This is a genomic window from Pseudomonas frigoris, from assembly GCF_047758635.1.
Taxonomy (GTDB): Bacteria; Pseudomonadota; Gammaproteobacteria; order Pseudomonadales; family Pseudomonadaceae; genus Aquipseudomonas; species Aquipseudomonas frigoris.
Genome location: NZ_CP180479.1, coordinates 4,192,174 through 4,213,083 on the forward strand (window position 1 = coordinate 4,192,174; position 20,910 = coordinate 4,213,083).

Sequence of the window (20,910 nt, forward strand, 5' to 3'; positions counted from 1 at the left end):
CCGAGATTAAATGTGGGAGCGGGCTTGCTCGCGAAGAGGCCCGGCCAGGCAACACAGCTTCCGGCTCAGACTACGAACTGCAAGATCAACCAGCTATTCGCCCCGCTGATCACCACAAACAAACCCCACGCCAGCACCCGCGTCGGCCATCGATTCACCAAAGGCCCCATCAATTTGTGATCGTTGGTCATGCGAATCAGCGGATACAACGCAAACGGCAATTGCAGACTCAACACCACCTGACTCAACACCAGCAGCTTACCGATCGCATTGTCGCCCATCATCCAGACGCCAATGAACGCCGGGATCAGCGCCAGCCCGCGCGTGAGCAATCGCCGTTGCCAGCAAGGAATCCGCAAGTTCAGGAAGCCCTCCATGATCACTTGCCCGGCGATGGTCCCGGTGAAGGTCGAGCTCTGACCCGAAGCCAGCAACGCGACGCCAAACAACACACTGGCCAGCGCCCCGCCCACCAATGGGTCGAGCAGGTGATAAGCGTCCTGGATGTCCACAACGTCGGTATGCCCGGTCTTGTGGAACGCCGCCGCGGCGAGGATCAGGATGGCCGCGTTGACCAGCAACGCCAGGGCCAGGGAGCCGATGGTGTCGATGCGCGCCAGTTTCACCGCGTCCTGCTTGCTGGCCAGGTCCTTGCCGATCCTCCGGGTCTGCACGATGGAGGTGTGCAGGTACAAGTTATGCGGCATTACCGTGGCCCCGAGAATACCGATGGCCAGGTACAGCGGCGCGGCATCGCCGATGGCTGACAGTGACGGCGAGAACCCACGGGCGACGTCCGGCCAGTAGGGTTTGATCAACAGCAATTCAACGAAGAAACACACGCCGATGGTGCCCACCAGCACCAGCATGATCGCTTCGAGCCGGCGGAAGCCACGGTTTTGCAGGGCCAGCACCAGCAGTGTGTCGAATGCCGTGAGCGCGATACCGAAGGTCAGCGAACAGCCCAGCAGCAAATGAAACGCCAGGGCGCAGCCGAGCACTTCGGCCAGGTCAGTGGCGATGATCGAGATTTCCGCCAACACCCACTGGGTCCGTGCGGTCCGCGTGCTGTAGCGCTCCCGGGACAACTGCGCCAGATCACGCCCGGTGGCAATGCCCAGGCGCGAACACAAACACTGCACCACCATCCCCGCCAGACTCGCCAGCAGCACCACGAACAACAAGCTGTAACCAAACCGCGAGCCGGCCTCGATGGCGGTCGCCCAGTTGCCCGGGTCCATGTAGCCGATGGAAACCAGCAAGCCAGGACCGGCAAAGCGCAGCATCCGGTTGAAGAACGAGGCGCGGGGATCGACGGCAACGCTGCCGGCCACTTCCGGAGGACAGAACGGCGCCGTGGCGGTTTTGGGCAAACTGAATTTCACACAAACATCCAGAAACAGGTTGGAGGGGGCAGCTTAGACGTTTCATCTCTTCTGGTGTACACGCAAATCCCTGTAGGAGCTGCCGCAGGCTGCGATCTTTTGATCTTTAGCATTTTCAGCATCGCCGAAGATCAAGATCAAAAGATCGCAGCCTGCGGCAGCTCCTACAGGACCGTGTTGTCGCAGGGTTGTATACAAAATCCGAGTATCTATAGAGCAATCACTCACCCGCAATGCTAACGTGGCCGCCTCACTCAGGTCGGAGGTGCGTGCGTGCTGTTACTCAAACTGCTGGTCATCCCTGGGTTTCTCTTGCTGATTTCCCTGGCCGGTAAACGCTGGGGACCGAGTGTCGCCGGTTGGCTGTCGGGGTTGCCAGTGGTGGTCGGGCCGATTCTGTTCTTTCTCGCCATCGAACAAGGCCAGGTGTTCGCCGCTCAATCGGCGACGGCAGCGCTATCGGCGATGTTCGCCATGATTGCCTTTTGCGTGACCTACGCTCAGGTTGCACAACGCGCGAAGTGGCCGTGGGCGCTGGTGATTTCGCTGTTGGTCTGGGCCACGGCGGCCGTTGTGCTGTCGTTGATTCCCCCGTCCCTGATGTTCTCGGTGATCGCCGCCGCGACCGCGCTGCTGGCGGCGCCGTATCTGTTTCCCTCGGTACAGCCGATCGTTTCAGGCCCGGCGCCGAAGTCCGACAAATTGCTGTTGCGCATGATTGCCGGCGCCCTGCTCACCCTCGCTGTCACGTTGCTGGCCAGCACCGTTGGTGAACACTGGAGCGGCCTGCTCGCCGTGTTCCCGGTGCTGGGCAGCGTGATGGCGGTGTTCTCCCAGCAAACCCGCGGGCCAGCCTTTACCGCTGCGTTGTTGCGGGCCACCGCGACCGGGATGTATTCGTTCGCCGCGTTTTGCCTGGTGTTGGCGTTGGCCTTGCCGAGGATTGGCTGGTGGGGATTTGGGATGGGGGTGGTGGTTTCATTGGTGATGCTATTAGTTACCAAGTGGTTAGTAATACGCTCAGATAAAAATGGTCGCCCCATCGTAACGCCTTCACGCTGAAGGACAGTTGGTCGGCACCCAATACCACGCTGGGCACCGCACTTTCAATGCTCAGCCTCGACGGCTAACCAAAATCGGGAAAATCATGGATAAAAGGATCCGAGCAACTGACATTGGGTGGAGACCCATGCTCTTGCAGACACACTACCACTGAAAATTTTCCACCTCTTGCAGGCGTGTTGCTCGCCTGCATTTTGAAATTGACACTGTCATAGTTTTGATAGGTTCCCATAGACTCCCATTTATTGGATGTGCTGTAGTAATACGCCTTGATTTCAGCGAAATCGGCCGTAGGCATTACTCCAAAAATGCTGGTGAAGTAACCTTCGTGTTCAATTTTGCTAATTACGATTTTCGAATTTGCCATATTCATAGCTCCCTGACTTATCGCTACCCGATAAGTATCAAGTTCATTCTTTCTCACCCGACAACGTTCTGCCTACCTGTTAGAAATAACAGTTTCGACGAACGGTATTGGCTGATGCCAATATCAAGCTATACCGCAGGGTGCCCGCTTATTGCCATGGAGAGGCACTCATGACTGACTTGATCCCAGTATCCTCTGTCCACAAACCTCCCAGCTCAGCAACCGCTGTTGGCGTAGCCGCGATCATTCTCTGGTCTTGCCTCGCGCTGTTGACCACCCTCACCGAGGGCATTCCCCCCTTTGAACTGCTGACGCTGAGCTTCGGCATAGCGTTCGCGGCGAGCCTGTTGATTCTGGGCCGACGCGGGATTGCCGGGTTCACCAGTTGGCGCCAGCCCTGGGCTGTATGGGCGACCGGGTTCGTCGGAATTTTCGTTTATCACGCGCTGTACTTTTTCGCACTCAAAGCCGCCCCAGCGGCCGAAGCCAGCCTGATCAACTACCTTTGGCCGCTGTTGCTGGTGTTGCTGTCGGCGCTTTCGGCCGGAGAAAAGCTGCACAAACGGCGGATGCTCGGCGCCCTGCTGGGCCTGGCCGGCACGGCGTTCATCATGCAGCAGCGCGCCCCGAATGCTGATGCCGCGATGCCCATCGCCGGTTATCTCGCGGCGTTTGGCTGCGCGCTGATCTGGTCGGTTTACTCGGTGATCAACCGTCGGTTCAGCGAAGTACCGAGCAGCATCATTGGTGGGATTTGCGGGCTGGTCGCCGTGGCCGGACTGGTCTGCCACCTGGCCTTCGAAACCACGGTACAGCCCGACTTCAGCCAATGGACCGCGATTGTCGTCCTCGGGCTTGGACCGGTAGGACTGGCGTTTTTTGCCTGGGACCACGCCACCAAACACGGCAGTCTGGCGACGCTGGGAGCGCTTTCCTACCTGGCGCCGTTGATTTCCACGTTGTTGCTGATCACCGTGGGACGCAGCCATGCCAGCCCGATTCTGATCGTCCCGGCGCTGCTGATTATCGCCGGTGCCGTCATAGCCACGTCGCGATCAGCCGCCAAAGTGCCGACAACACGTTCGATAGTTTCGAACGAGTAAAGCAAAAAGCTCGCACGTCAATCGAAAGGGTTTACTTCAACATCAGCCTCAGTTCAAAACCAACCACTGACTGAGGCCTCCACCATGAAGTTCTTTTTCCACCCTTCGCCCAACCCGATGAAAGTCGCCCTGCTGCTCGAAGAACTGCAAACGCCTTACGAATTGATCGGCGTCGACACCTTCAAGGGCGAGCAACACCTGCCGGCCTTTTTGGCGATCAACCCGAACGCCAAGGTGCCGGCCCTGGTCGATGGCGACGCGACCGTCTTCGACTCCCAGGCGATCCTGCTGCACCTGGCGCAAAAACATCAGCGCTTCCTGCCGACCTCCGTGGCCGGGCAAGCCGAGTTACTGTCCTGGCTGATGTTCATCGCCACCGGCCTTTCGCCATTTTCCGGCCAGGCGGTGCATTTCCTGCACCACGCACCGGAAGACCTGGCGTATGCGAAAAACCGCTACCTCAAGGAAGTCGAACGCCATTACCGCGTGCTCGATCAGCGCCTGGCCGACCATCAGTACCTGGCCGGCGACACCTACAGCATCGCCGACATGGCGCTCTGGGGTTGGGCCAATTACGCGCCGTACATCCTCGGCGAGAGCGGTCTGGCCGCGTACCCGAACGTCAAGCGCCTGTTCGATGAAATCAGCGCCCGTCCGGCCGCCCAGCGGGCCCACGGTCTTAAAGAGAAACTGGTGCTGAAGGCTGAATTCGACGAAGAAACCCGTCGCAACCTGTTCCCGCAGAACCAGGCGCAGTAACCCATTCACAGCATTCGAAGGTGATGAAATGAGTGATCAAGTCGCGTTTATCGTTTACCTGCCGGCCAAACCGGAGCGTTTCGCCGAAATGAAAGAACGGCTGCTGGACGTGGTGCACCAGATGTCGGCCGAGCCGGACTTCGTCAACACCTGGGTTCACCAACTCCAGGACGACCCGAACACCTTGGTGCTTTACGAAACCTGGAACTGCAGCAAGGACGACTTCATTACGCGTCACCTGAGCAAGCCGTACCGACAAGCGTATGAACAGCTGCTCCCGCAGTTGCTGGTCAGCGAACGTCGCATTGAGTTTCTGGATGTGATCAAGAGCTATCCGGTGCGACGTGGGGTCTGAGAGGACCTTCCAGCGTGACCACGAGCCGCGTGAATGCTGCTAAACAGCGAGGGCGCAAGCGCCCTCGCTACCCGCCTGGCTACTACCCAGGCTTGTGGTTATCCAGTACGCGATTGACCGCTAACTCCCCCAACATGATGACCCGTTGCAGCACCAGCATCGTTTGGCGTCGTGGGCCGTCCGTCAAGTCGGTGAGATCGTTGACTATGGCGCTGGCTGCTGCCAACGATTCGCAGGCCTCGACGAGCAACGTTTCGTCATCCACCGCTGCGTCGATGGTGAAAATGGTGCTGGGCTTGCGGGGCGGTATCTGCGTTTTCGACGCCCCGGGGTCGAGGTAGAAGCTGAGTGCGCGGTCGGCCGCCTCTTTCATTTTCTTGGGGTCAAGATCAAGAAAGGCGTCGTAGGGTAGCGGACCGCTATTCGGGGGGTTGGGCGTAACTTTGAACATAGATGAAAACTCCTTGTTGCAGATTTTAAGGAGCCATCACCCTCGCTACCAAACGAAGGGTGGCGGCCATACGCGGGTTGGTAGACCGGCTGCAACAGGAAACCCGGCGCTCACAAAGGAGCCCCACGCATGACCACCATAAAAGCAGAGTCCCAAAAAAGAGACGGCATAAGGTGTTGCCATACGGCTGTTACAAGGCGGGCTACCAAACCCGATCACTGTTTTTCAGTGACAGGGAAACGATATAGCCTGCCCCACAGCCGCACAAGCCAGCGGATTCTGGCGCACGCGTAGGTAACGACGCAAGGCGTTGTAGCCGTTAGGACGTAACATCGAGTGTCTTTAAACGCGTACGTTAAACGCATGAAAGCGTTCAAAAAATTGAGGAAGCGTCCGACATTTTTTAGGGGTTGGCTGTCGCAAGCGAGAGGTTTAGTGTGGTTGCTCCCATCAGGTAGAGATATGGGGCCACGTGGTGCTTGGCAGGGTGCACTTCATATTGACACCCACGACAGCGAGCCACATACCGATGAGATTGCTAGGTATTGATCCCGGAGGTCACGATGAGCGCCGAACTTTCCCCCATCGTTTCAGAGTTTGAAACCGAAGAGCAGGCCGCCAGTTACGACCGTTGGTTCCGTGCCAAAGTGCAAGCGTCACTCGATGATCCACGCCCGAATGTCCCGCACGATCAGGTAATGGCTGATGTGCGATCCCTTCTCGAAGCCAAGCGCAATAAGCGCGATGCTGGTTGAGGGCGGCCCGAAGCTCGGGCTGAACTGTGGCAAATAATTGATTATATTGGCGACCGCCACCTTGTTGCGGCGAGTGAACTGTACCAAGCCATCGAGGCTGCTACCTCAGCCCTTCCGCAACATCCCTACCTTTATCGATTTGGTCGTGTACCCGGTACGCGGGAAATTGTTGTGCACCCCAATTACCTGGTGGTCTACCGGGTGACGGATCGAATCGAGATCGTGACCGTTTTGCATGCCAGGCAGGAATACCCCTGACTCGACCAGTCATTTGCATCGGATTTGACCAGCACGCTTCGTGGATATAACCGGCAGAGAACGGCCAAAAGCAGTCATTCGAGCACTCTCCGGACCTGCCTCTTTTTCCGCCCAGTGGATTAACTCGTAGTGACCGGCGTTAGCAAGCATGCCGGTCACTACCATTATTTTATTTTCTTATGGACACAATGGTGGCTCTGCCACCCTCTAGCCGAAACGAAAATGATACACGGTCGCCAGATGTCAGGCCTTTGAGTTGGTCCTCCGTTACGGAAAAAGCCATGGTCATCGGCGGCCATTGCACGGAGGCGGAAACAATTATCCGAGTTGGCCACCGAAAGCTCCTTCTGCAAGACAACGCCGTGCTATCCAGCCAACTTGCAGAGTTCAGGACTGACGTTGAGTCAACCAACGGAATCTTGAGTTTATGGACGGCCATGACTATTTCCGACTCATAAATTCAACACTAAAGTCTTGTGTGTTCACAAAACCGAGCGCTTGTGGTCTTTTATCATTCTCGCCGAATAACAAAAAAAGCGAAGAGGTATAAGGTGGCTTTTCAGGTGCATGCACATTTAAACTTTTTTCGATTTGCCGAATGCAGCTGCTGTGCGTAACCAGGATCAGGTTGTGTCCTTTACGCTTAGTCTCAACCGACTTTTGCAGCATGATACCTCGGCAGGACGCAAGCCACTCCTGACCTTCAATTTCATGGTTAAACATGAAGATGGCGGTCTGCTTGGTCCTCGTCAGGGGGCTGGTAAAAATATCTGTCTTATCAAGACCGAGCTTTTGATATTGCTCGCCCAACCCCACTGCAACATCCTTACCCCTTGTAGTAATGCCATCTGGGGCATTCAGGCAGGGAGCGCTCGATTGATCGCAGCGTTCTGCGTGGCGAATGAGAACAATAACATTCCCATTGGTCCATGCCGATTTCAGATTGGTAATTTCCAAGGGCGTACTGTGAGCAAGGTTGGGCAGTCGAGGCGCTCTGAATAGAAAGTAGGCTGCTATTATACAAAGCACGATGACGAGTGCGGCAAAAAGCGCTTTTTTGCTGCGCCAATTCAACCCAGTGAAAGACAACGACATAGAGCTAGACCCCATTCAAAGCGTGGCTGATTCAGCCGAGAGCCTGCCCGAGGGACCGTGAAGAAACCGTTAGTTCGGCCACTGAAAATTAAGAATTCGTATTAACGGCTTCTTCACTGAGAGTCGAACAGGCTGGCTCAGTCAAAAAAGTGCAAGCCGAGCTATGCCTATAAGGTTACAGATCAAATCTCGCCAAGATCCCCTGTGAGTTGTGGCAAGACAACGATTTGGACACAAGTACATACCTGGTAAAAAGGATGTGAAGATAAATCTGCTGGCTGATTCATCTGCTAATGCGTTTAAGCTCAAGAATGCGGTTACGTCCTTGTTCGGCCAGCAAGTAGCGATCAGCATCGAGTCGGATGATGGTTTGTGCAGCACGTAAGTGATTGAGAATCGCCTGGAGATTACCGGACGAGTCGAGCAGCAACAGTCGGGCCATGTGGGTGGCATCCTCTGTGATCCAGAGCCCGTCCCCTGTGCACTGCACGAATCCCGGAGCGTTCAAACCCTTGGCAACGACTGTGTCAACGCCTTCAGCCTTCCATTGTTTGACCCAGCCCTTTGCCTTCTCGGTGTAAAACAAGCGCCCATCCGGGCAAATGCTGATGCCTTCACCTTCGTCGAGCCCTTCGCGAAGGACACTGAGCTCGTGGGTCTCGGGATCGTAGCGAAGCAGTCGCCCCGGCGTCTTATCCTCTATGGCGAACAACGCATGGCCATCGGTGGCAATCCCTTCGACATTGTCAGCCTCGAACAACGCGTCGCTCTTCCCATCATGTAGCCACAGCACCGGCAAAGTACCGCCCTCCTGCCCGGTCACCAGACCACCTCGGAACATGACTTGACCGTCCGGTTTGGACAGTCCTGTCAGAACTTCGGTGGTGCTGCCACCTGGCTTCAAACGCAGGATCTTCCCCTTTTCATTGGAAAGCTCCTGGCTGACGAACACAGCGTTCTGATCGTCCACTGCCAGCGCGCTGGCCATCGGAATAGCGCTATGGAAGACCTCGTAGTCCCAGCCGTTTGCGGCAGTTACTGGGTAGAAATGGCGCCACGCTGGATAGCCCAGCCCAACTAATATTGTCAGACATACGCCGAACAAAAACCTGCGCCAATTCGACCCAGTAAAAGACAACGACATAACGCTAGACCCCATTCAAAGCATTACTGATTAAATCGAAAGCTTGCCCGACGGACCGTGAAGAAGTCGTTGGTTTGGTCACTGAAAATCAAGAAGTGCGTGTTAACGGATCGTTGACGGTACTTTATGCAGACTGATGCTTCGAATCCTGAAGGAGCTTCATATGGCACGCTCAACAGCAAAATGGCTCGCAGCATCCGTTCTGGGGCTATCACTGATACAGCCGGCCTTCTCGGCGACTCAAAGCCCAACGAAGGTCTTTGGCTGGATTGAGGAAGGCGTACTGATGCCCGAAAATATTTCGGTGAAGATCAAGCTGGATACCGGGGCATTGACCTCCTCACTGGATGCCAAGGACCTTGAGCCGTTCCGCAAAGACGGTGAAAAATGGGTTCGCTTCAATGTTGAGGTGAAAGACAGCGAAACGGGAAAGCTGGTCACCGCTCCGTTCGAGCGTAAGGTTGAGCGTAATGTGAAAGTCCGGGGTGCCGGTGGTGCCGAGCACCGGCCGGTGGTGCAGATGACAATATGCATTGGCGACCAGGTTTATAACGAGCAGTTCTCTTTGAAGGATCGAGGCAAGATGAATTACCCCGTTCTCATCGGACGCCGTACTCTGGAGAATCTGGGGTTGGTGGATGTTTCCCATACGTTCACCATGGAACCTAAGTGCAGCAAAGGTGCGTCTGCCAAATAGACCTCGATGGCGACCGAGCGGGTAATGCAAAAAGGTTGTCGCTACGGGCGCCGCTTTCGCTCCAGTGGCGGCCGCATCGGCTCACCGATTTCCATGTATGAATGAGGTTATTTGAGCCAAACCATGCGAATTTTGATTATTGAAGACAACTCGGACATCGTGGCCAACCTCTACGAGTATTTCGAGCCCCTCGGACACGAACTCGACAATGCCCGCACGGGACAGGGTGGATTGGCTCGGGTGGCTGAGCAGCGTTTCGACGTGATCGTCCTGGACGGCATGCTGCCAGGCCTGGATGGGTTGGAAGTGTGCCGACGGTTACGTGAAGGGCAGCAATGCAATACGCCAGTGCTGATGCTCACGGCGCGAGACACGGTTCATGACAAGGTGAAAGGATTACAGGCGGGAGCCGATGACTACCTGGTCAAGCCCTACTCGTTGATTGAACTGGAAGCGCGGCTTCATGCGTTGGTGAGGCGAGCAAGTACACTGAGAACCGATCAGATGCTGCGTTTTGGTGATCTGGAATTTGACCCCGGAACCTTTGAAGCGCGCCGAGCGGGACAGCGGGTCGAGTTGACGCCATTCGGTTACAAGATGTTGGTGGCACTGATGCGTGCAGCCCCAAGTCTGGTAACCCGTGAGGAACTTGAACAAGAACTCTGGAAAGGCGATCCGCCGCTCAGCGATGCCTTACGAAGCCATATCCACGCCCTACGGCAGGCAATCGACAAATCCTTCCCACAATCCCCTCCAATGCTTTTCACCGTGTCAGGGGTAGGTTATCGACTGGTCGACCACCATGTATCAAAGTGACTCGTTACGCGGTCGCATGGTTGCTGCCTATGTGTTGCTGGCGGTCATCATCGTTGGCTTTTTCACCGGTGCCGCTTTCTTTGTCGTTGGGAAAATCGAGAAGGAACTCATCGATAATCGGCTCGTGCGCGCAGCTGATCTTTGGGCCGCAGATTCATTTCATGTGGTGCAGTCACAGACCCTCGATCTGAGCTTTTTCAAAGGCGCGCTGATTCCGCAGCCTCTGCAATCGTTAGGACTGGGCACGCACGAAATGAAGCTGAACGGACGGGGACTGCACGTTCTGATCGGTGAGGCCGATGGCGAGCGCTATGCCGTGGTGGATGACCAAAGCGACTTCGAGTCTATCGAGTCCTCTTCATACATCACCCTGGGCATTGCGTTCCTCGGCGGCATCGGCTTAGCCATCTTGATTGGCAGAGTCAGTGCGAACCGGGTAATTCGGCCGCTGACCAATCTGGCCTCCTCGGTTCAGGATAAGCATGCGCCAGGAAAGCTGCCTGGCCTCGATGCCACTGACGAAATTGGTGTACTGGCGAGGGCTATTGATGATCGAACCAACCAGTTGAGCTATGCCTTGCAACGCGAACGCTGGTTCACTGCCGATGTCAGCCATGAGCTACGTACTCCTCTGACGATTATGCTCGGCGCAGCGGAGGTCCTCACCAGTCGCTTGCAGGATCGTCCGGACCTTCTGGTCATGACCGAACGCATTCGACGTAATGCCTCGGAAACCGCGCAGCAGGTAGGGGCCTTATTACAGCTTGCCCGTGTGCCGGAAATTACCGACCTCGTCTTGATCAACCTGCGGCCCCTGATTGAACGTGAGCTGGAGCGTTGCCAGCCTCTGCTTCGTGGAAAGGCCCTGACACTCAACCTCTTCTGCACTGAGGAGGTTTCAGTACAAGCCATTCCGGAACTGGTCACCATCGCCGTGAGCAACCTGCTGCGTAACGCTTGCCAGCACACTGAGCAGGGCGTCATAACCGTTTGCTTGAATGCAGCTGGGATTGTGGTGGAAGACTGCGGCACGGGTTTGCCAGAGGCCGTACGTGCCCGTCTATTTGATCGCTTCGTAAGAGGGGATGATGACTTCACCAGCGGTTCGGGGCTGGGACTGTCGATCGTCAAGCGCGTGACCGAGCATCTTGGATGGAATGTTCAGCATGAGCCCAGCCCGAGCGGTGGTAGCCGTTTCACCTTGCGATTTTCCCACAGTGTGTGATTCCCCCATGACCAGCTAATCCGCTGGCTAACGGCTCCTCATTAAACACTGACCCTCAACGAGTTGTATCAATGACTTTTTCCACATTTTCCCCAAAGGCGCTGATATGAAAGGCATTCTTGAGCATCTGCGTCGTTGGGCAAAAAGCCTTAAACGCCAGACCATGGTGCTGTGGTTTTGCTATCAGCATGCCCAAACGCCTTGGCTACCAAAATGGATTGCGATTTTCGTGGTGGCTTACGCATTGAGCCCCATCGATCTCATTCCTGATTTCATCCCGATATTGGGCTACCTGGATGACGTAATCATTCTTCCACTCGGCATTCTGCTCGCTATCCGGTTGATGCCACCCTTGGTGCTGGAGGAGTGTCAGCTAAAAGCGAGTGAGTGGGAGAAAAACCATGTGAAGCGCCCGGTGAATAAGTTCGCCGCAGTGCTCATCGTCATGGTTTGGTTGGCTGCATTGGTAGCTGCATGGCTGGCTTTCAAGCACAACTGAGTGTCTGCTGGACAACAGGTGACCTTTAAGCTTTCTTCACTATCCTTGAAAGCTCATTCCAGACTCCGACGCTTGTTATTGCCCTATGGCTACGCAGTGCGGCTCAACGGTAAAGGTCTTAGAGGCATCGACAAAGCCCAGCTTGGCGATCAGGTGCTGTCCAATTATCATCGGGTAAAGCATTTTGCTTCGATCATCCAGAGTGAAGTTCTCCTTGTAAACACTTTGTCCAAAACATACATCCATTTCAACGATTGGTCGTTTTCCCGTGGTGGAAGTCTGGTTTTCTGGACTATGACCAACGATTTCACGTTCGAAGGACTGGTTTATCGGTAACCCATCGTTATTATCTTTCAGCGCGATATTAAATCGAGCCCACTGCACATCCCCTTTTTTGAACAGGGCAAGTTGCTTGACATCGATGCTTGACGTCGAAGAGTCGGTGTCTAGCTTGGCTCTGACAGCTATTCTTTCTGGCCAGATTAACCCTTCCTCGGCCCATCCAATGACCTTTGGGTGGCCTCCGGCGGGGAACGCGCTTTGAAATACGATTGAGGCAAACAAGGCGGCGATCAATTCGCCTGCACTATTCGTCACGAGCTTAATCCCTGAAATTTTGGATGTTTGCTGATCCTGAGCGAAGGCCTGTGAAGAGGATGTGATGATCTGTCGCTCCGGAGGAGCCTGCGCTCTCCATAGTGTCCTGTACGAAAATCGCCTAATCTGGACTTCTTTGAGTGACTGCTTTGGGTCGATTTCTGCCTGTCGCGAAGGACTGCAATCGACCCGAAGCAGTCAACTCTGATGGTTGGAGACGAGCAGAGGATTGGGGTCGGAAAAAATGCTTGTTGCCGGCATTCTACGAGCGAAAAAACCTTCGAAAACCAGCTGCATTCTTTCACGAAGATCGTAAACCTCCTTCCTTTTGAGGTTTTCAATCTTGAAGCTGTCTCGACGATCTAAGTGGCAGCCGAATAACAGAAAGGTGTAGCTGAATATGCGGAAAATCCGCCTAGAGAGCTCTTGGGAGGGGCTTTTGTCCATTGCTAGTTGATATAGCGCCCACTCCAGCATCCAGTAGTCATCGTGAGCCCAGATTGATTCTTCGTGTAATCGCCCTATAAACGAATAGTCGTCGTATTCCTCGCACGCAGAAGAATTTCTAGCGATTACAGAATGAGCATCCATCGAGGTAAGTCCCTTCTCACATGTCTTGGCAGATTCGCAGGGTAGCGAGAGTGCTCTCTAAAAGCGAATAGCCTAACCACTAGCCTCCTGCTATTGCCTGGCACTAAAGAAGCGTTCTCAACGACAGCTTTTGGCCGATTTCTGCCGGTAGCGACCGACAGAAATCGACCAAATACCAGCGAGCACCGGCAAGAATCGGAGATCAGTGCGGCGCACGTTTTCGAAGTTGCGCATGTGGGTGACGCTGGGCCAAGCCGCGGTGCGGTAGCCCCATAAGCGCAGGCCGGTGCCGTAGGAATTGAAGACGGTGGTGATGCCATGTTCGTTGAGCAGGTTGACCTCGCTGGTGGCGCCGTCGATGCGTGCGGTGAGTGGTCGTTTCAGGCCGATGACGCCCAGCAGCGGTTGGTTGGAGCGGGTCCATAAGTAGCCAAAGGAACGTGACCGTCCGTTAGACCGCGCTGGAATGCGCCGCAACCTCCATGGGATGATCGCCCCCCACCGCGAGACCGACCATCCCCTGGAGTTTCTGAATGTCATTGTTGAGTAAAAAAGCCGTTGTCCTGTTGTTGACGGCGGTTGCCAGTCTGGGAGCGCTGAATGCGCAGGCCGCCAAGGCCACTGCCAGCGATACCGCGCCCGCACAGAAAGTCTCGATGCTCGGCGGCAAGTTCACGTTCACCCTGCCCAAAGGTTTCATCGCCAACCCGCTGCCTGCCGGCGACGCGGCCACCGGCACCGCCGGGGCAACGGGCACCATGTACACCAATCAGGCGACTAAAACCGTCGTGATCGCCGCTGAAAACACCATCCCCGGCGGCCTCAATGTCAAAGACAACGACGGTCAATTCCTCGACTCCGCGGCGTCTGACTTCGCCACCGAACAAGCCACGGCGCTGCCGGACTTCACCAAACTCAGTGAAAAAAGCCTGACCCAGAAAGGCACCGGCCTGGGGCTGCGGCAGATCGACAGCACCGCCACTCAGGGCGGCGGCAAAACCCTCGACACCACAGTGATGGCCGCGTCCAACACGCGCATGGCGATCGTTCAGGTGATTTCCCGCCTCAGCGACAATGCTGGCCACGAGACGCTGGTCAAACAGATCGTCACCGGCAAGTAAGCATCAGGGATTGAGGCGCTGCAACCAGGCGCTCAAGTCCTGCATCTCGTTGGCACTGATGCTGTGACCGACGCCAGGGTAGGCATGAAATTCAGGCTTGAGTGACAGGCTCTGCAACAGGCTGTCGGCGTCCGTGCCGTCAATGTACGGAAGGCGTTTGTCCGCAGTGCCATGACCGATGAAAATCGCCAGCTTCTGGCGCTTTTCATCCGGTTTCAGTTCGGACTGGAGCACCGGCAAAATCCGTCCGCTCAACGCCGCGATCCCGCCCACCGCCTCGGGATGACGCAGGGCCACCTCATAGGACATGATCGCGCCCTGGCTGAAACCCACCAGGAATACCTTGTTCGGTTCGGTGTGATATTTCTTCGCCGCCTGTGCGACGAAATCCTGCAGCACCTGGCCGCTGGACTTCAGATCATCGGTCTCACCGTTGTAGGCAGCGTTACCCTTCTCGCGAAACCACTTGTAACTGTCCTCCTCCATCACCATCGGTGCGCGTACCGACAGGTAGTTGTATGACGCGGGCAATTCATCCTTGATGTCGAACAGGTCCTCCTCGTTACTGCCAAAACCGTGGAGGAAAATCACCAGGGGCTGATTACGCGATTCGGGGTGGGCCTGCTCCAGGTACTTGAGCGGCAGATCGGTTTGCAGCGGGGTTTGAGCGTGGACGGCAGCGGACGCCAGGAGTGTCAGCAGAGCGAGAAACTTCAACATAAACCTTCCTTCACAGAGCGCAGGATTCGGGGGAGAGCCTAACACTGTGAATCGGGATGTCGATGATCGGCTGGACATCATCGCCGCTTCATAGGGCCTCTTCGCGAGCAAACCCGCTCCCACATTGAATCATCTGTGTACACAAATTTCGTGTCCGACTGAGATGAAATGTGGGAGCGGGCTTGCTCGCGAAGGCGGCCTCGAAAACGACTAAGATCCTCAGTCGTTAATCAACTTCCCGACCCGAATCGGCTCGCGCCCCGCGACCTTCGCCTGCCAGGTGCCCGGCTGTGTATAGCGCCCGCGATCAATCGCAAACAACACGCCACTGGTCCCCGCGCAAACGGTCGTGACCCGATCATTCAGCGGGTCGACCACTTCAAACAGCGCATCCCCCTTCTCCACCCATTCACCCGAATCGCGCAGGAAACTGACGACCCCGTGATGCGGTGCGAACAGGTATTGAGTGCCCTCGAACGGCATGCCTTCACAGCATTCGCTCGGGGCCGCAGGCCAAGTGCCTTTGATGAAACCCTGCTCGGCGAGGAATCCGAGAATCGCCTCGCAATTGGCTTGAGCCTGATCGACTCGCGTATCACCCATGCTGCCAAGCTCCAGCGTCGTCGCCAGGTTGGCCGGCGGGATCGCGGCCTCAGGGAAAGCCCTTGCCAGACGCAACCACGGCGTTGAACACGACTCATCGAATGAGCTGCCGCCGGATTCTTCACAGAGCAACGCCACCCCAACCTTCAAACGCGCAGCCAGGGATTGCCACTGCGGCCAGTGTTGCGGCAAGGCATACAGATGAATCGCCGCGTCGAAATCACAATGCAGGTCGAGGGTGATGTCGGCATCGCAGGCGTGGCGCAGCAGCAAGCGGTGCATGGCTTCAAGCTGCGAGGCCGGTGCCGGCAAGCCGTCGAGTACCTGGCCCATGGTCTGGCGAATCAGCGCAATGTTGGCAGCCGCATCACTGCCCAAGCGATCACCTATCAATTCGGCCACCGGTGCGCTGAGTTCGACGAATGAGCGGTTGAAGTTCTTGCCGCTGCCCAGCTCGAAGCGGCCCATGTGGCTGCCTTGCAGGTGTTGATCGAGGCCGATGGGATTGGCCACCGGGACCAGTTCGATCACGCCCTGCAACTGACCCTGGGTTTCAAGTTCGGCCAGACGCTTCTTCAGTTCCCACGCCGTACGCATGCCCGGCAGTTCATCGGCGTGCAGGCTGGCCTGGATGTAAACCTTGCGAGTGCCCGCGCCATAACGAAACACGCTGAGGGTGCGTTCGGTGCCCAGGTGACTCCAGGGCAGTGGATGATCGATGCGTTGCATGGGGTGCTCCTGTAGCTATCGGTGCTCAGGATCGCTGAGCGTAGGAGCTGCCGAAGGCTGCGATCTTTAGATCTTGATCTTTAGCGGCAGTGAAACTGCAGAAAATCAAAAGATCGCAGCCTCCGGCAACTCCTACATGGGATGTATGTCGCAGGATAAATCACATAAAAAAAGTGGCAACCGCGTCAACGGTTGCCACTTTTTTGAACGGCGTGATTACTGGCCGTAAACGTCAAAGTTGAAGTACTTGTCTTGCACTTGCTTGTACTTGCCGTTGGCGCGGATTTCGGTGATGGCGGTGTTGAATTTCTCTGCCAGGGCGGTATCGCCCTTGCGCACAGCAATACCAGCGCCGCCGCCGAAGTACTTGGCGTCTTCGTAAGTCGGGCCGACGAAAGCGAAGCCTTTACCGGCGTCGGTTTTCAGGAAACCGTCGTCCAGGTTGACCGAGTCGGCCAGCATCGCGTCGAGACGACCGGCGACCATGTCCAGGTTGGCTTCCTGCTGGGAGCCGTAGCGAACCAGATTGATACCGGCCGGCACCAGCACTTCAGTGGCGAAGCGGTCGTGGGTACTGGCGCGCAGCACACCGACTTTCTTGCCTTTGAGTTCGGTCAGCGGGTCCTTGATGTCGGTGCCTTCCTTCATCACGAAGCGCGCCGGGGTGTGGTAGTACTTGATAGTGAAGTCGACGTTCTTTTTGCGATCGTCGGTGATGGTCATGGACGACAGGATCGCGTCGATTTTCTTGACCTTCAGCGCCGGGATCAGGCCGTCGAACTCTTGCTCGACCCAGGTGCACTTCACTTTCATCTGCTCGCACAGCGCGTCGCCGATGTCCACGTCGAAGCCGGTGAGTTTGCCATCAGAGGTTTTCATCGAGAATGGCGGGTAACCGGCTTCGATACCGAGGCGGATCGGCTTGGCGTCTTCGGCCATAGCCGTCAGGGACAGCATCGACAGTGCCAGAGCACCGAACATCACTAGCTTCTTCATTTATAACTCCTGTATGCGAAGGCTTTTATTGGCAGCTTTCGGTAGCTGCTTCCGATTGGAGAGCACCGAAGTGGCCGGCAGTCTAGAGCGGCGCAAGGAGGGCAAATTGTGTTTAAGCGACAAATACTTATAAAAAAGTGGCCGACGGATTCGAGCCCCTTGAAGCGTGCGCCAAGCCGGTGCAAAGACTGTAGGACAAGCCCTTTTTTCAGACAAAACCTACAAGCAAAAACTACAAGAGAGCCCTTATGTCTACGTTGAACCTGATCCAGCACCACCCTGCCGAAGGTCCCGGCGCCATTGCCACGTGGGCTGCGTCCCGAGGTTTGACCCTGAACGTCTTTCGCGCCGACCTCGGCCAGTTGCCGCCAGTCAGTGCAGCCCCCGTGATCCTGTTGGGCGGGCCTTATGAATCCAACGGCGGGCCGGCCTGGCTGGAAGCCGAACGTCAGTGGTTGGCGGGCAGTCTGGATCAAGGCGCGGCGGTGTTTGCGATTTGCCTGGGGGCGCAGTTGCTGGCGCTGAGCCTGGGCGGAAAGGTGCGGCGGATGGATCGAACAGAAACCGGTTGGACTCGCGTGACGTTCGTCGATGGTCAGCCTCTGAACGTGCTGGAATGGCACGAAGACGCCATCGACCTGCCGCCAAACGCACAGTTGCTGGCCAGCAGTGATCAGTGCGAGCAGCAGATGTATCGCGTCGGGCCGACGCGGGTGGGGTTGCAGTTTCATCCGGAGTGGACGGCTGAATCGGTGGCAACGCTCAATGATCACTTTGCCGACGAGTCACCGCTGCCCCGGGGTCAACAGGACAGCGCCGCCTACGCAACCGTGTTCGAGTGGTTGCAGGCGACGCTGGATGGGTGGTGGGCATCCGTTTAGAAGCAATATCAACAGATCGCAGCCTCGTTTCACTCGACAGCTCCTACAGGGGATCGCGTAGACCTGTAGGAGCTGTCGAGTGAAACGAGGCTGCGATCTTTTCGACTACATCAACATTCGCAACCGATCACGGTGCTGGCAGGCCGTTGCACCGCAACACTCAACTCAAACCCTTCATCCAGCCACCCGGTCACCCCGCCGATCATTTCCTTGACCGGGTAACCCAGCGCCGCCAGTTTCACGGCAGCCTTGTTGGCACCGTTGCAGTGGGGCCCGGCGCAATACACCACGAACACGCTGGTTTTCGGGTACGCCGCCAGACCTTCAGCGCTCAGCAGTCGCCCCGGAATATTGATCGCTCCCGGCACATGGCCACGCTCAAACGCGAGCGGGCCCCGCACGTCTACCAGCACAAAATCCACTTCGCCGGCCTGTTGGCTGCCGTGGACGTCGGAACAGTCGGTTTCGAAGGTCAGACGGTTGCTGAAATGCATCAGGGCGATGGCCGATGGGGCGGCGGGAATCTCGCGGACCAGGCTGGTCATGGGCTGTACTCCAAAGTCTCGGTGGGTGTGAGAAGACTTTATCCGCCCGACGCTTGCGGCTACAGTGGCGCACAAGACACTCACCGGGAACTTTCCGCCAAATGCAGCCCACCCCTGGATTGGTCACAATTCTGGCCTACGACGGCCTCTGTACATTCGAATTCGGCATCGCTGTGGAGATCTTCGGCCTGGCACGGCCGGAGTTCGACTTCCCTTGGTACGAGCACCGGATCGCCGCCGTCGATCAAGGCCCAATGCGCGCCATGGGCGGCATTCAGGTGCTGGCCGATGGCGGCATGGAACTGCTCGAGGACGCCCGGACCATCATAATTCCCGGCTGGCGTGATCGCAGCGCCCCAGTGCCTGAGGCATTGATCGCGGCCCTGCGCCAGGCCCATGCGCGGGGTGCGCGGCTGCTGTCGATCTGCTCGGGCGTGTTCGTGCTGGCGGCCACCGGTTTGCTCGACGGTCGCGGCGCCACCACGCACTGGCGCTACACCGCTGAGTTGGCCGAGCGTTTTCCGAACATTCTGGTCGATCCGGACGTGCTCTATGTCGATTCAGGTCAACTGATCACCTCGGCCGGCAGCGCTGCCGGTATCGATGCCTGCCTGCACTTGGTGGCGCGGGACTTCGGCACGCAGGTGGCCAATTCGGTGGCGCGACGGCTGGTGATGTCGCCACAACGCACCGGCGGCCAGGCACAGTTCATTCCGACACCGGTCAGTCCTACGCCTCGTAGCGATTTGTCCCGCGTCATGCAATGGGCACGCGAGCGTTTGCATGAACCGCTGGAGGTTCGCGAGCTGGCGAGTGAGGCGGCCATGAGTGAACGGACGTTTCTGCGCCGCTTCACTGAAGCCACCGGCATGCCGCCCAAAGCCTGGTTACAGCACGAACGCCTGGGCCGGGCCCGCGAGCTGCTTGAGAGTACGAGCCAGAACACCGACCAGATTGCCCAACACTGCGGTTATCGCTCGGTGGAGAGTTTTCGGGTGGCGTTTCGCGGCGTGGTAGGGGTGCCGCCGTCGGTGTATCGGGAGCGGTTTGGGCGGGAGGTTAAAGCAATAATTTGAGGTGTTCTTTAGAGCCTCATCGCGAGCAAGCTCGCTCCCACAGTTGACCGAGTTGTCTGGACGGACGTCGCTCTATGTGGGAGATTCTATGTTGCAGGGCAACCCCGCAACTTCAGGCCGGCTGGTATTTGCTCTGATTTTTCATCAGGGCAAATGCCACCCGGCAGAGTTTCCGGGCAAGGGCCACCAATGCCTGGGTTTTCGAGAAGCCTCTTGCCAAATATGACTCGTAAAACGGTTTCCATTTAGCTGAGCGACAGGCTGCCATTGCGGCGTTGTAAGCCAACCGGCGTACTTCCGGATCCCCTTTTTTGGTCAAGTGCCGGGGGCCGTTCTTCTTCCCGGAGTCATCGACCGTAAGGTCCATCCCTAGAAACGCGATGAACGCATCACTATTGGCAAAATCACCGCGCATAAAGGTCGTCGCCAACCCGGTTGCAGTCAGTTCGCCAACCCCTTCGATGGCTTTGCAGCGGTCGATATTCTCTTCAATACCCGCCTCTTTGCAGACCTTGCGCAGCAGTTTCTGAATGGCCTGATCCGCTTGCTTGAAGGCCTTTTGCTGGGCGGTCTGCACTTTCTTCAACAAGGGTTCATTGGCCCAGCTCAGCATCAGACCGGCATGGTTCTGGATTAGCGTTGCACGCCTGTGGAGCAGGCTTTTCAGCGAGGTGTAGGCCTTGGGTGGCGGGCTCCAGATCCGCAGTCCGTCTTGTTCGTTCGTCAAATAACGCGCCAGCAGACGGGCATCGCAGGGATCGTTCTTGGCTCGCTGGCCGATGCCGCGGCGATAGTTGCTCACCCGATAAGCATCCACGACATAGACCTGGTGACCCATCGCATGGGCCAACTCGACAGTGTCCAGGTGGTAGATGTTGGTGGCTTCAACGGCGATAGCGCTTTGGGCGGGCAATGTTTTAAGCCAGCGTTTAAGGGCTGTTCGATCGTTCTTGATGGCGTCAGTGGTTTGCAGGTCGGAGCGATAGATAACTATTTCAGCCTTGGCGATATCGATGCCAACAACCGTCTGCGAAGTAAGGATTGTCATGACGAATCCTCGGAGCTAGGGTTTAAGAGCTT

General features: G+C 56.7%; 24 protein-coding genes and 3 pseudogenes. 13 read left to right on the plus strand and 14 right to left on the minus strand.

Annotated elements, in window-relative coordinates:
* Positions 1–65: 65 nt before the first annotated feature.
* Complete coding sequence (locus ACMXYH_RS19225; protein ID WP_134418644.1) at positions 66–1,385, minus strand: Nramp family divalent metal transporter; 1,320 nt, start codon at positions 1,383–1,385, stop codon at positions 66–68.
* A gap of 273 nt (positions 1,386–1,658) precedes the next feature.
* Between ACMXYH_RS19225 and ACMXYH_RS19230 the strand changes: the two genes are divergently transcribed.
* Positions 1,659–2,447, plus strand: coding sequence for a hypothetical protein (locus ACMXYH_RS19230; RefSeq protein ID WP_415764503.1), 789 nt, complete (start codon positions 1,659–1,661; stop codon positions 2,445–2,447).
* 64 nt (positions 2,448–2,511) lie between these two features.
* Here ACMXYH_RS19230 and ACMXYH_RS19235 read toward each other — a convergent pair whose 3' ends face one another.
* The gene (locus ACMXYH_RS19235) at positions 2,512–2,814 is read right to left on the minus strand and encodes a hypothetical protein (RefSeq protein WP_415764504.1); all 303 of its coding nucleotides are present in this window, start codon (positions 2,812–2,814) and stop codon (positions 2,512–2,514) included.
* Between the two features lie 170 nt (positions 2,815–2,984).
* Between ACMXYH_RS19235 and yddG the strand changes: the two genes are divergently transcribed.
* The 3 genes from yddG to ACMXYH_RS19250 all read left to right on the plus strand — a co-directional run bounded on the left by yddG (position 2,985) and on the right by ACMXYH_RS19250 (position 5,031).
* On the plus strand, positions 2,985–3,917 hold the full coding sequence (gene yddG, locus ACMXYH_RS19240) for an aromatic amino acid exporter YddG (protein ID WP_415764505.1): 933 nt from the start codon (positions 2,985–2,987) through the stop codon (positions 3,915–3,917).
* Between the two features lie 84 nt (positions 3,918–4,001).
* Positions 4,002–4,676, plus strand: coding sequence for a glutathione S-transferase family protein (locus tag ACMXYH_RS19245; RefSeq protein WP_415764507.1), 675 nt, complete (start codon positions 4,002–4,004; stop codon positions 4,674–4,676).
* A 28-nt stretch (positions 4,677–4,704) separates the two neighbouring features.
* Entirely contained in the window at positions 4,705–5,031 is a 327-nt protein-coding gene (locus ACMXYH_RS19250; RefSeq protein ID WP_095131236.1) for a putative quinol monooxygenase, read from the plus strand.
* 82 nt (positions 5,032–5,113) lie between these two features.
* Here ACMXYH_RS19250 and ACMXYH_RS19255 read toward each other — a convergent pair whose 3' ends face one another.
* Entirely contained in the window at positions 5,114–5,482 is a 369-nt protein-coding gene (locus ACMXYH_RS19255) for a DUF6124 family protein (RefSeq protein WP_415764508.1), read from the minus strand.
* Positions 5,483–6,045: 563 nt separating this feature from the next.
* Between ACMXYH_RS19255 and relB the strand changes: the two genes are divergently transcribed.
* Positions 6,046–6,237, plus strand: coding sequence for a type II toxin-antitoxin system RelB family antitoxin (gene relB / locus ACMXYH_RS19260; RefSeq protein WP_129436799.1), 192 nt, complete (start codon positions 6,046–6,048; stop codon positions 6,235–6,237).
* A 3-nt stretch (positions 6,238–6,240) separates the two neighbouring features.
* Positions 6,241–6,495: pseudogene (locus ACMXYH_RS19265) on the plus strand (type II toxin-antitoxin system RelE/ParE family toxin); the annotation flags it as partial.
* A 169-nt stretch (positions 6,496–6,664) separates the two neighbouring features.
* Here ACMXYH_RS19265 and ACMXYH_RS19270 read toward each other — a convergent pair.
* The 3 genes and pseudogenes from ACMXYH_RS19270 to ACMXYH_RS19280 all read right to left on the minus strand — a co-directional run.
* Positions 6,665–6,802, minus strand: a pseudogene (locus tag ACMXYH_RS19270) (copper-binding protein); the annotation flags it as partial.
* Between the two features lie 134 nt (positions 6,803–6,936).
* Positions 6,937–7,590 carry a histidine phosphatase family protein gene (locus ACMXYH_RS19275; protein WP_415764509.1) on the minus strand — a complete coding sequence of 218 codons (654 nt, stop codon included), beginning with the start codon at positions 7,588–7,590 and terminating at the stop codon, positions 6,937–6,939.
* 283 nt (positions 7,591–7,873) lie between these two features.
* Positions 7,874–8,734, minus strand: coding sequence for a hypothetical protein (locus ACMXYH_RS19280; protein WP_415764511.1), 861 nt, complete (start codon positions 8,732–8,734; stop codon positions 7,874–7,876).
* 163 nt (positions 8,735–8,897) lie between these two features.
* Here ACMXYH_RS19280 and ACMXYH_RS19285 point away from each other — a divergent pair, with 163 nt between their 5' ends.
* The 4 genes from ACMXYH_RS19285 to ACMXYH_RS19300 all read left to right on the plus strand — a co-directional run bounded on the left by ACMXYH_RS19285 (position 8,898) and on the right by ACMXYH_RS19300 (position 11,971).
* Positions 8,898–9,431 (plus strand): ATP-dependent zinc protease family protein, encoded by a 534-nt coding sequence (locus ACMXYH_RS19285; RefSeq protein WP_415764512.1) that lies wholly within the window; start codon positions 8,898–8,900, stop codon positions 9,429–9,431.
* 123 nt (positions 9,432–9,554) lie between these two features.
* Positions 9,555–10,247 carry a response regulator transcription factor gene (locus ACMXYH_RS19290; protein WP_415764513.1) on the plus strand — a complete coding sequence of 231 codons (693 nt, stop codon included), beginning with the start codon at positions 9,555–9,557 and terminating at the stop codon, positions 10,245–10,247.
* 16 nt (positions 10,248–10,263) lie between these two features.
* Entirely contained in the window at positions 10,264–11,472 is a 1,209-nt protein-coding gene (locus ACMXYH_RS19295; protein ID WP_415764514.1) for a sensor histidine kinase, read from the plus strand.
* A 106-nt stretch (positions 11,473–11,578) separates the two neighbouring features.
* A complete protein-coding gene (locus ACMXYH_RS19300; protein WP_415764515.1) occupies positions 11,579–11,971 on the plus strand; it encodes a YkvA family protein in 393 nt (130 codons plus the stop codon).
* 75 nt (positions 11,972–12,046) lie between these two features.
* Here ACMXYH_RS19300 and ACMXYH_RS19305 read toward each other — a convergent pair whose 3' ends face one another.
* The 3 genes from ACMXYH_RS19305 to ACMXYH_RS19315 form a co-directional block, all read right to left on the minus strand.
* Positions 12,047–12,568 (minus strand): RimK/LysX family protein, encoded by a 522-nt coding sequence (locus tag ACMXYH_RS19305; RefSeq protein WP_415764516.1) that lies wholly within the window; start codon positions 12,566–12,568, stop codon positions 12,047–12,049.
* A gap of 198 nt (positions 12,569–12,766) precedes the next feature.
* On the minus strand, positions 12,767–13,159 hold the full coding sequence (locus ACMXYH_RS19310) for an Imm41 family immunity protein (RefSeq protein ID WP_415764517.1): 393 nt from the start codon (positions 13,157–13,159) through the stop codon (positions 12,767–12,769).
* Positions 13,160–13,276: 117 nt separating this feature from the next.
* Positions 13,277–13,636 carry a hypothetical protein gene (locus ACMXYH_RS19315; RefSeq protein WP_415764518.1) on the minus strand — a complete coding sequence of 120 codons (360 nt, stop codon included), beginning with the start codon at positions 13,634–13,636 and terminating at the stop codon, positions 13,277–13,279.
* A 56-nt stretch (positions 13,637–13,692) separates the two neighbouring features.
* On the opposite strand from ACMXYH_RS19315, the gene ACMXYH_RS19320 reads away from it, so the two are divergent.
* A complete protein-coding gene (locus ACMXYH_RS19320) occupies positions 13,693–14,280 on the plus strand; it encodes a hypothetical protein (protein ID WP_134418654.1) in 588 nt (195 codons plus the stop codon).
* Positions 14,281–14,283: 3 nt separating this feature from the next.
* On the opposite strand, the gene ACMXYH_RS19325 is transcribed toward ACMXYH_RS19320, so the two are convergent.
* The 3 genes from ACMXYH_RS19325 to ACMXYH_RS19335 all read right to left on the minus strand — a co-directional run bounded on the left by ACMXYH_RS19325 (position 14,284) and on the right by ACMXYH_RS19335 (position 17,328).
* Positions 14,284–15,000 carry an alpha/beta hydrolase gene (locus ACMXYH_RS19325; protein ID WP_129443333.1) on the minus strand — a complete coding sequence of 239 codons (717 nt, stop codon included), beginning with the start codon at positions 14,998–15,000 and terminating at the stop codon, positions 14,284–14,286.
* 219 nt (positions 15,001–15,219) lie between these two features.
* Positions 15,220–16,332, minus strand: a complete 1,113-nt coding sequence (locus ACMXYH_RS19330) for a succinylglutamate desuccinylase/aspartoacylase family protein (protein WP_415764519.1) — start codon at positions 16,330–16,332, stop codon at positions 15,220–15,222.
* A gap of 216 nt (positions 16,333–16,548) precedes the next feature.
* A complete protein-coding gene (locus ACMXYH_RS19335) occupies positions 16,549–17,328 on the minus strand; it encodes an ABC transporter substrate-binding protein (RefSeq protein WP_415764520.1) in 780 nt (259 codons plus the stop codon).
* Positions 17,329–17,576: 248 nt separating this feature from the next.
* On the opposite strand from ACMXYH_RS19335, the gene ACMXYH_RS19340 reads away from it, so the two are divergent.
* Positions 17,577–18,209, plus strand: a complete 633-nt coding sequence (locus ACMXYH_RS19340) for a type 1 glutamine amidotransferase (protein ID WP_415764521.1) — start codon at positions 17,577–17,579, stop codon at positions 18,207–18,209.
* A gap of 110 nt (positions 18,210–18,319) precedes the next feature.
* On the opposite strand, the gene ACMXYH_RS19345 is transcribed toward ACMXYH_RS19340, so the two are convergent.
* Positions 18,320–18,754 carry a rhodanese-like domain-containing protein gene (locus tag ACMXYH_RS19345; protein WP_140682108.1) on the minus strand — a complete coding sequence of 145 codons (435 nt, stop codon included), beginning with the start codon at positions 18,752–18,754 and terminating at the stop codon, positions 18,320–18,322.
* 101 nt (positions 18,755–18,855) lie between these two features.
* Here ACMXYH_RS19345 and ftrA point away from each other — a divergent pair, with 101 nt between their 5' ends.
* A complete protein-coding gene (ftrA, locus tag ACMXYH_RS19350) occupies positions 18,856–19,830 on the plus strand; it encodes a transcriptional regulator FtrA (RefSeq protein ID WP_415764522.1) in 975 nt (324 codons plus the stop codon).
* An 86-nt stretch (positions 19,831–19,916) separates the two neighbouring features.
* Here ftrA and ACMXYH_RS19355 read toward each other — a convergent pair.
* Positions 19,917–20,878, minus strand: a pseudogene (locus ACMXYH_RS19355) (IS110 family transposase).
* Positions 20,879–20,910: the final 32 nt, after the last annotated feature.

What these genes read in the sequence shown, in the direction of transcription:
- ACMXYH_RS19235 (WP_415764504.1), bottom strand. Translation starts at nt 2,814, where the DNA reads ATGGCAAATTCGAAAATCGTAATTAGCAAAATTGAACACGAAGGTTAC.
- yddG (WP_415764505.1), top strand. Translation starts at nt 2,985, where the DNA reads ATGACTGACTTGATCCCAGTATCCTCTGTCCACAAACCTCCCAGCTCA.
- ACMXYH_RS19245 (WP_415764507.1), top strand. Translation starts at nt 4,002, where the DNA reads ATGAAGTTCTTTTTCCACCCTTCGCCCAACCCGATGAAAGTCGCCCTG.
- ACMXYH_RS19250 (WP_095131236.1), top strand. Translation starts at nt 4,705, where the DNA reads ATGAGTGATCAAGTCGCGTTTATCGTTTACCTGCCGGCCAAACCGGAG.
- ACMXYH_RS19255 (WP_415764508.1), bottom strand. Translation starts at nt 5,482, where the DNA reads ATGTTCAAAGTTACGCCCAACCCCCCGAATAGCGGTCCGCTACCCTAC.
- relB (WP_129436799.1), top strand. Translation starts at nt 6,046, where the DNA reads ATGAGCGCCGAACTTTCCCCCATCGTTTCAGAGTTTGAAACCGAAGAG.
- ACMXYH_RS19275 (WP_415764509.1), bottom strand. Translation starts at nt 7,590, where the DNA reads ATGTCGTTGTCTTTCACTGGGTTGAATTGGCGCAGCAAAAAAGCGCTT.
- ACMXYH_RS19280 (WP_415764511.1), bottom strand. Translation starts at nt 8,734, where the DNA reads ATGTCGTTGTCTTTTACTGGGTCGAATTGGCGCAGGTTTTTGTTCGGC.
- ACMXYH_RS19285 (WP_415764512.1), top strand. Translation starts at nt 8,898, where the DNA reads ATGGCACGCTCAACAGCAAAATGGCTCGCAGCATCCGTTCTGGGGCTA.
- ACMXYH_RS19290 (WP_415764513.1), top strand. Translation starts at nt 9,555, where the DNA reads ATGCGAATTTTGATTATTGAAGACAACTCGGACATCGTGGCCAACCTC.
- ACMXYH_RS19295 (WP_415764514.1), top strand. Translation starts at nt 10,264, where the DNA reads ATGGTTGCTGCCTATGTGTTGCTGGCGGTCATCATCGTTGGCTTTTTC.
- ACMXYH_RS19300 (WP_415764515.1), top strand. Translation starts at nt 11,579, where the DNA reads ATGAAAGGCATTCTTGAGCATCTGCGTCGTTGGGCAAAAAGCCTTAAA.
- ACMXYH_RS19310 (WP_415764517.1), bottom strand. Translation starts at nt 13,159, where the DNA reads ATGGATGCTCATTCTGTAATCGCTAGAAATTCTTCTGCGTGCGAGGAA.
- ACMXYH_RS19320 (WP_134418654.1), top strand. Translation starts at nt 13,693, where the DNA reads ATGTCATTGTTGAGTAAAAAAGCCGTTGTCCTGTTGTTGACGGCGGTT.
- ACMXYH_RS19325 (WP_129443333.1), bottom strand. Translation starts at nt 15,000, where the DNA reads ATGTTGAAGTTTCTCGCTCTGCTGACACTCCTGGCGTCCGCTGCCGTC.
- ACMXYH_RS19330 (WP_415764519.1), bottom strand. Translation starts at nt 16,332, where the DNA reads ATGCAACGCATCGATCATCCACTGCCCTGGAGTCACCTGGGCACCGAA.
- ACMXYH_RS19335 (WP_415764520.1), bottom strand. Translation starts at nt 17,328, where the DNA reads ATGAAGAAGCTAGTGATGTTCGGTGCTCTGGCACTGTCGATGCTGTCC.
- ACMXYH_RS19340 (WP_415764521.1), top strand. Translation starts at nt 17,577, where the DNA reads ATGTCTACGTTGAACCTGATCCAGCACCACCCTGCCGAAGGTCCCGGC.
- ACMXYH_RS19345 (WP_140682108.1), bottom strand. Translation starts at nt 18,754, where the DNA reads ATGACCAGCCTGGTCCGCGAGATTCCCGCCGCCCCATCGGCCATCGCC.
- ftrA (WP_415764522.1), top strand. Translation starts at nt 18,856, where the DNA reads ATGCAGCCCACCCCTGGATTGGTCACAATTCTGGCCTACGACGGCCTC.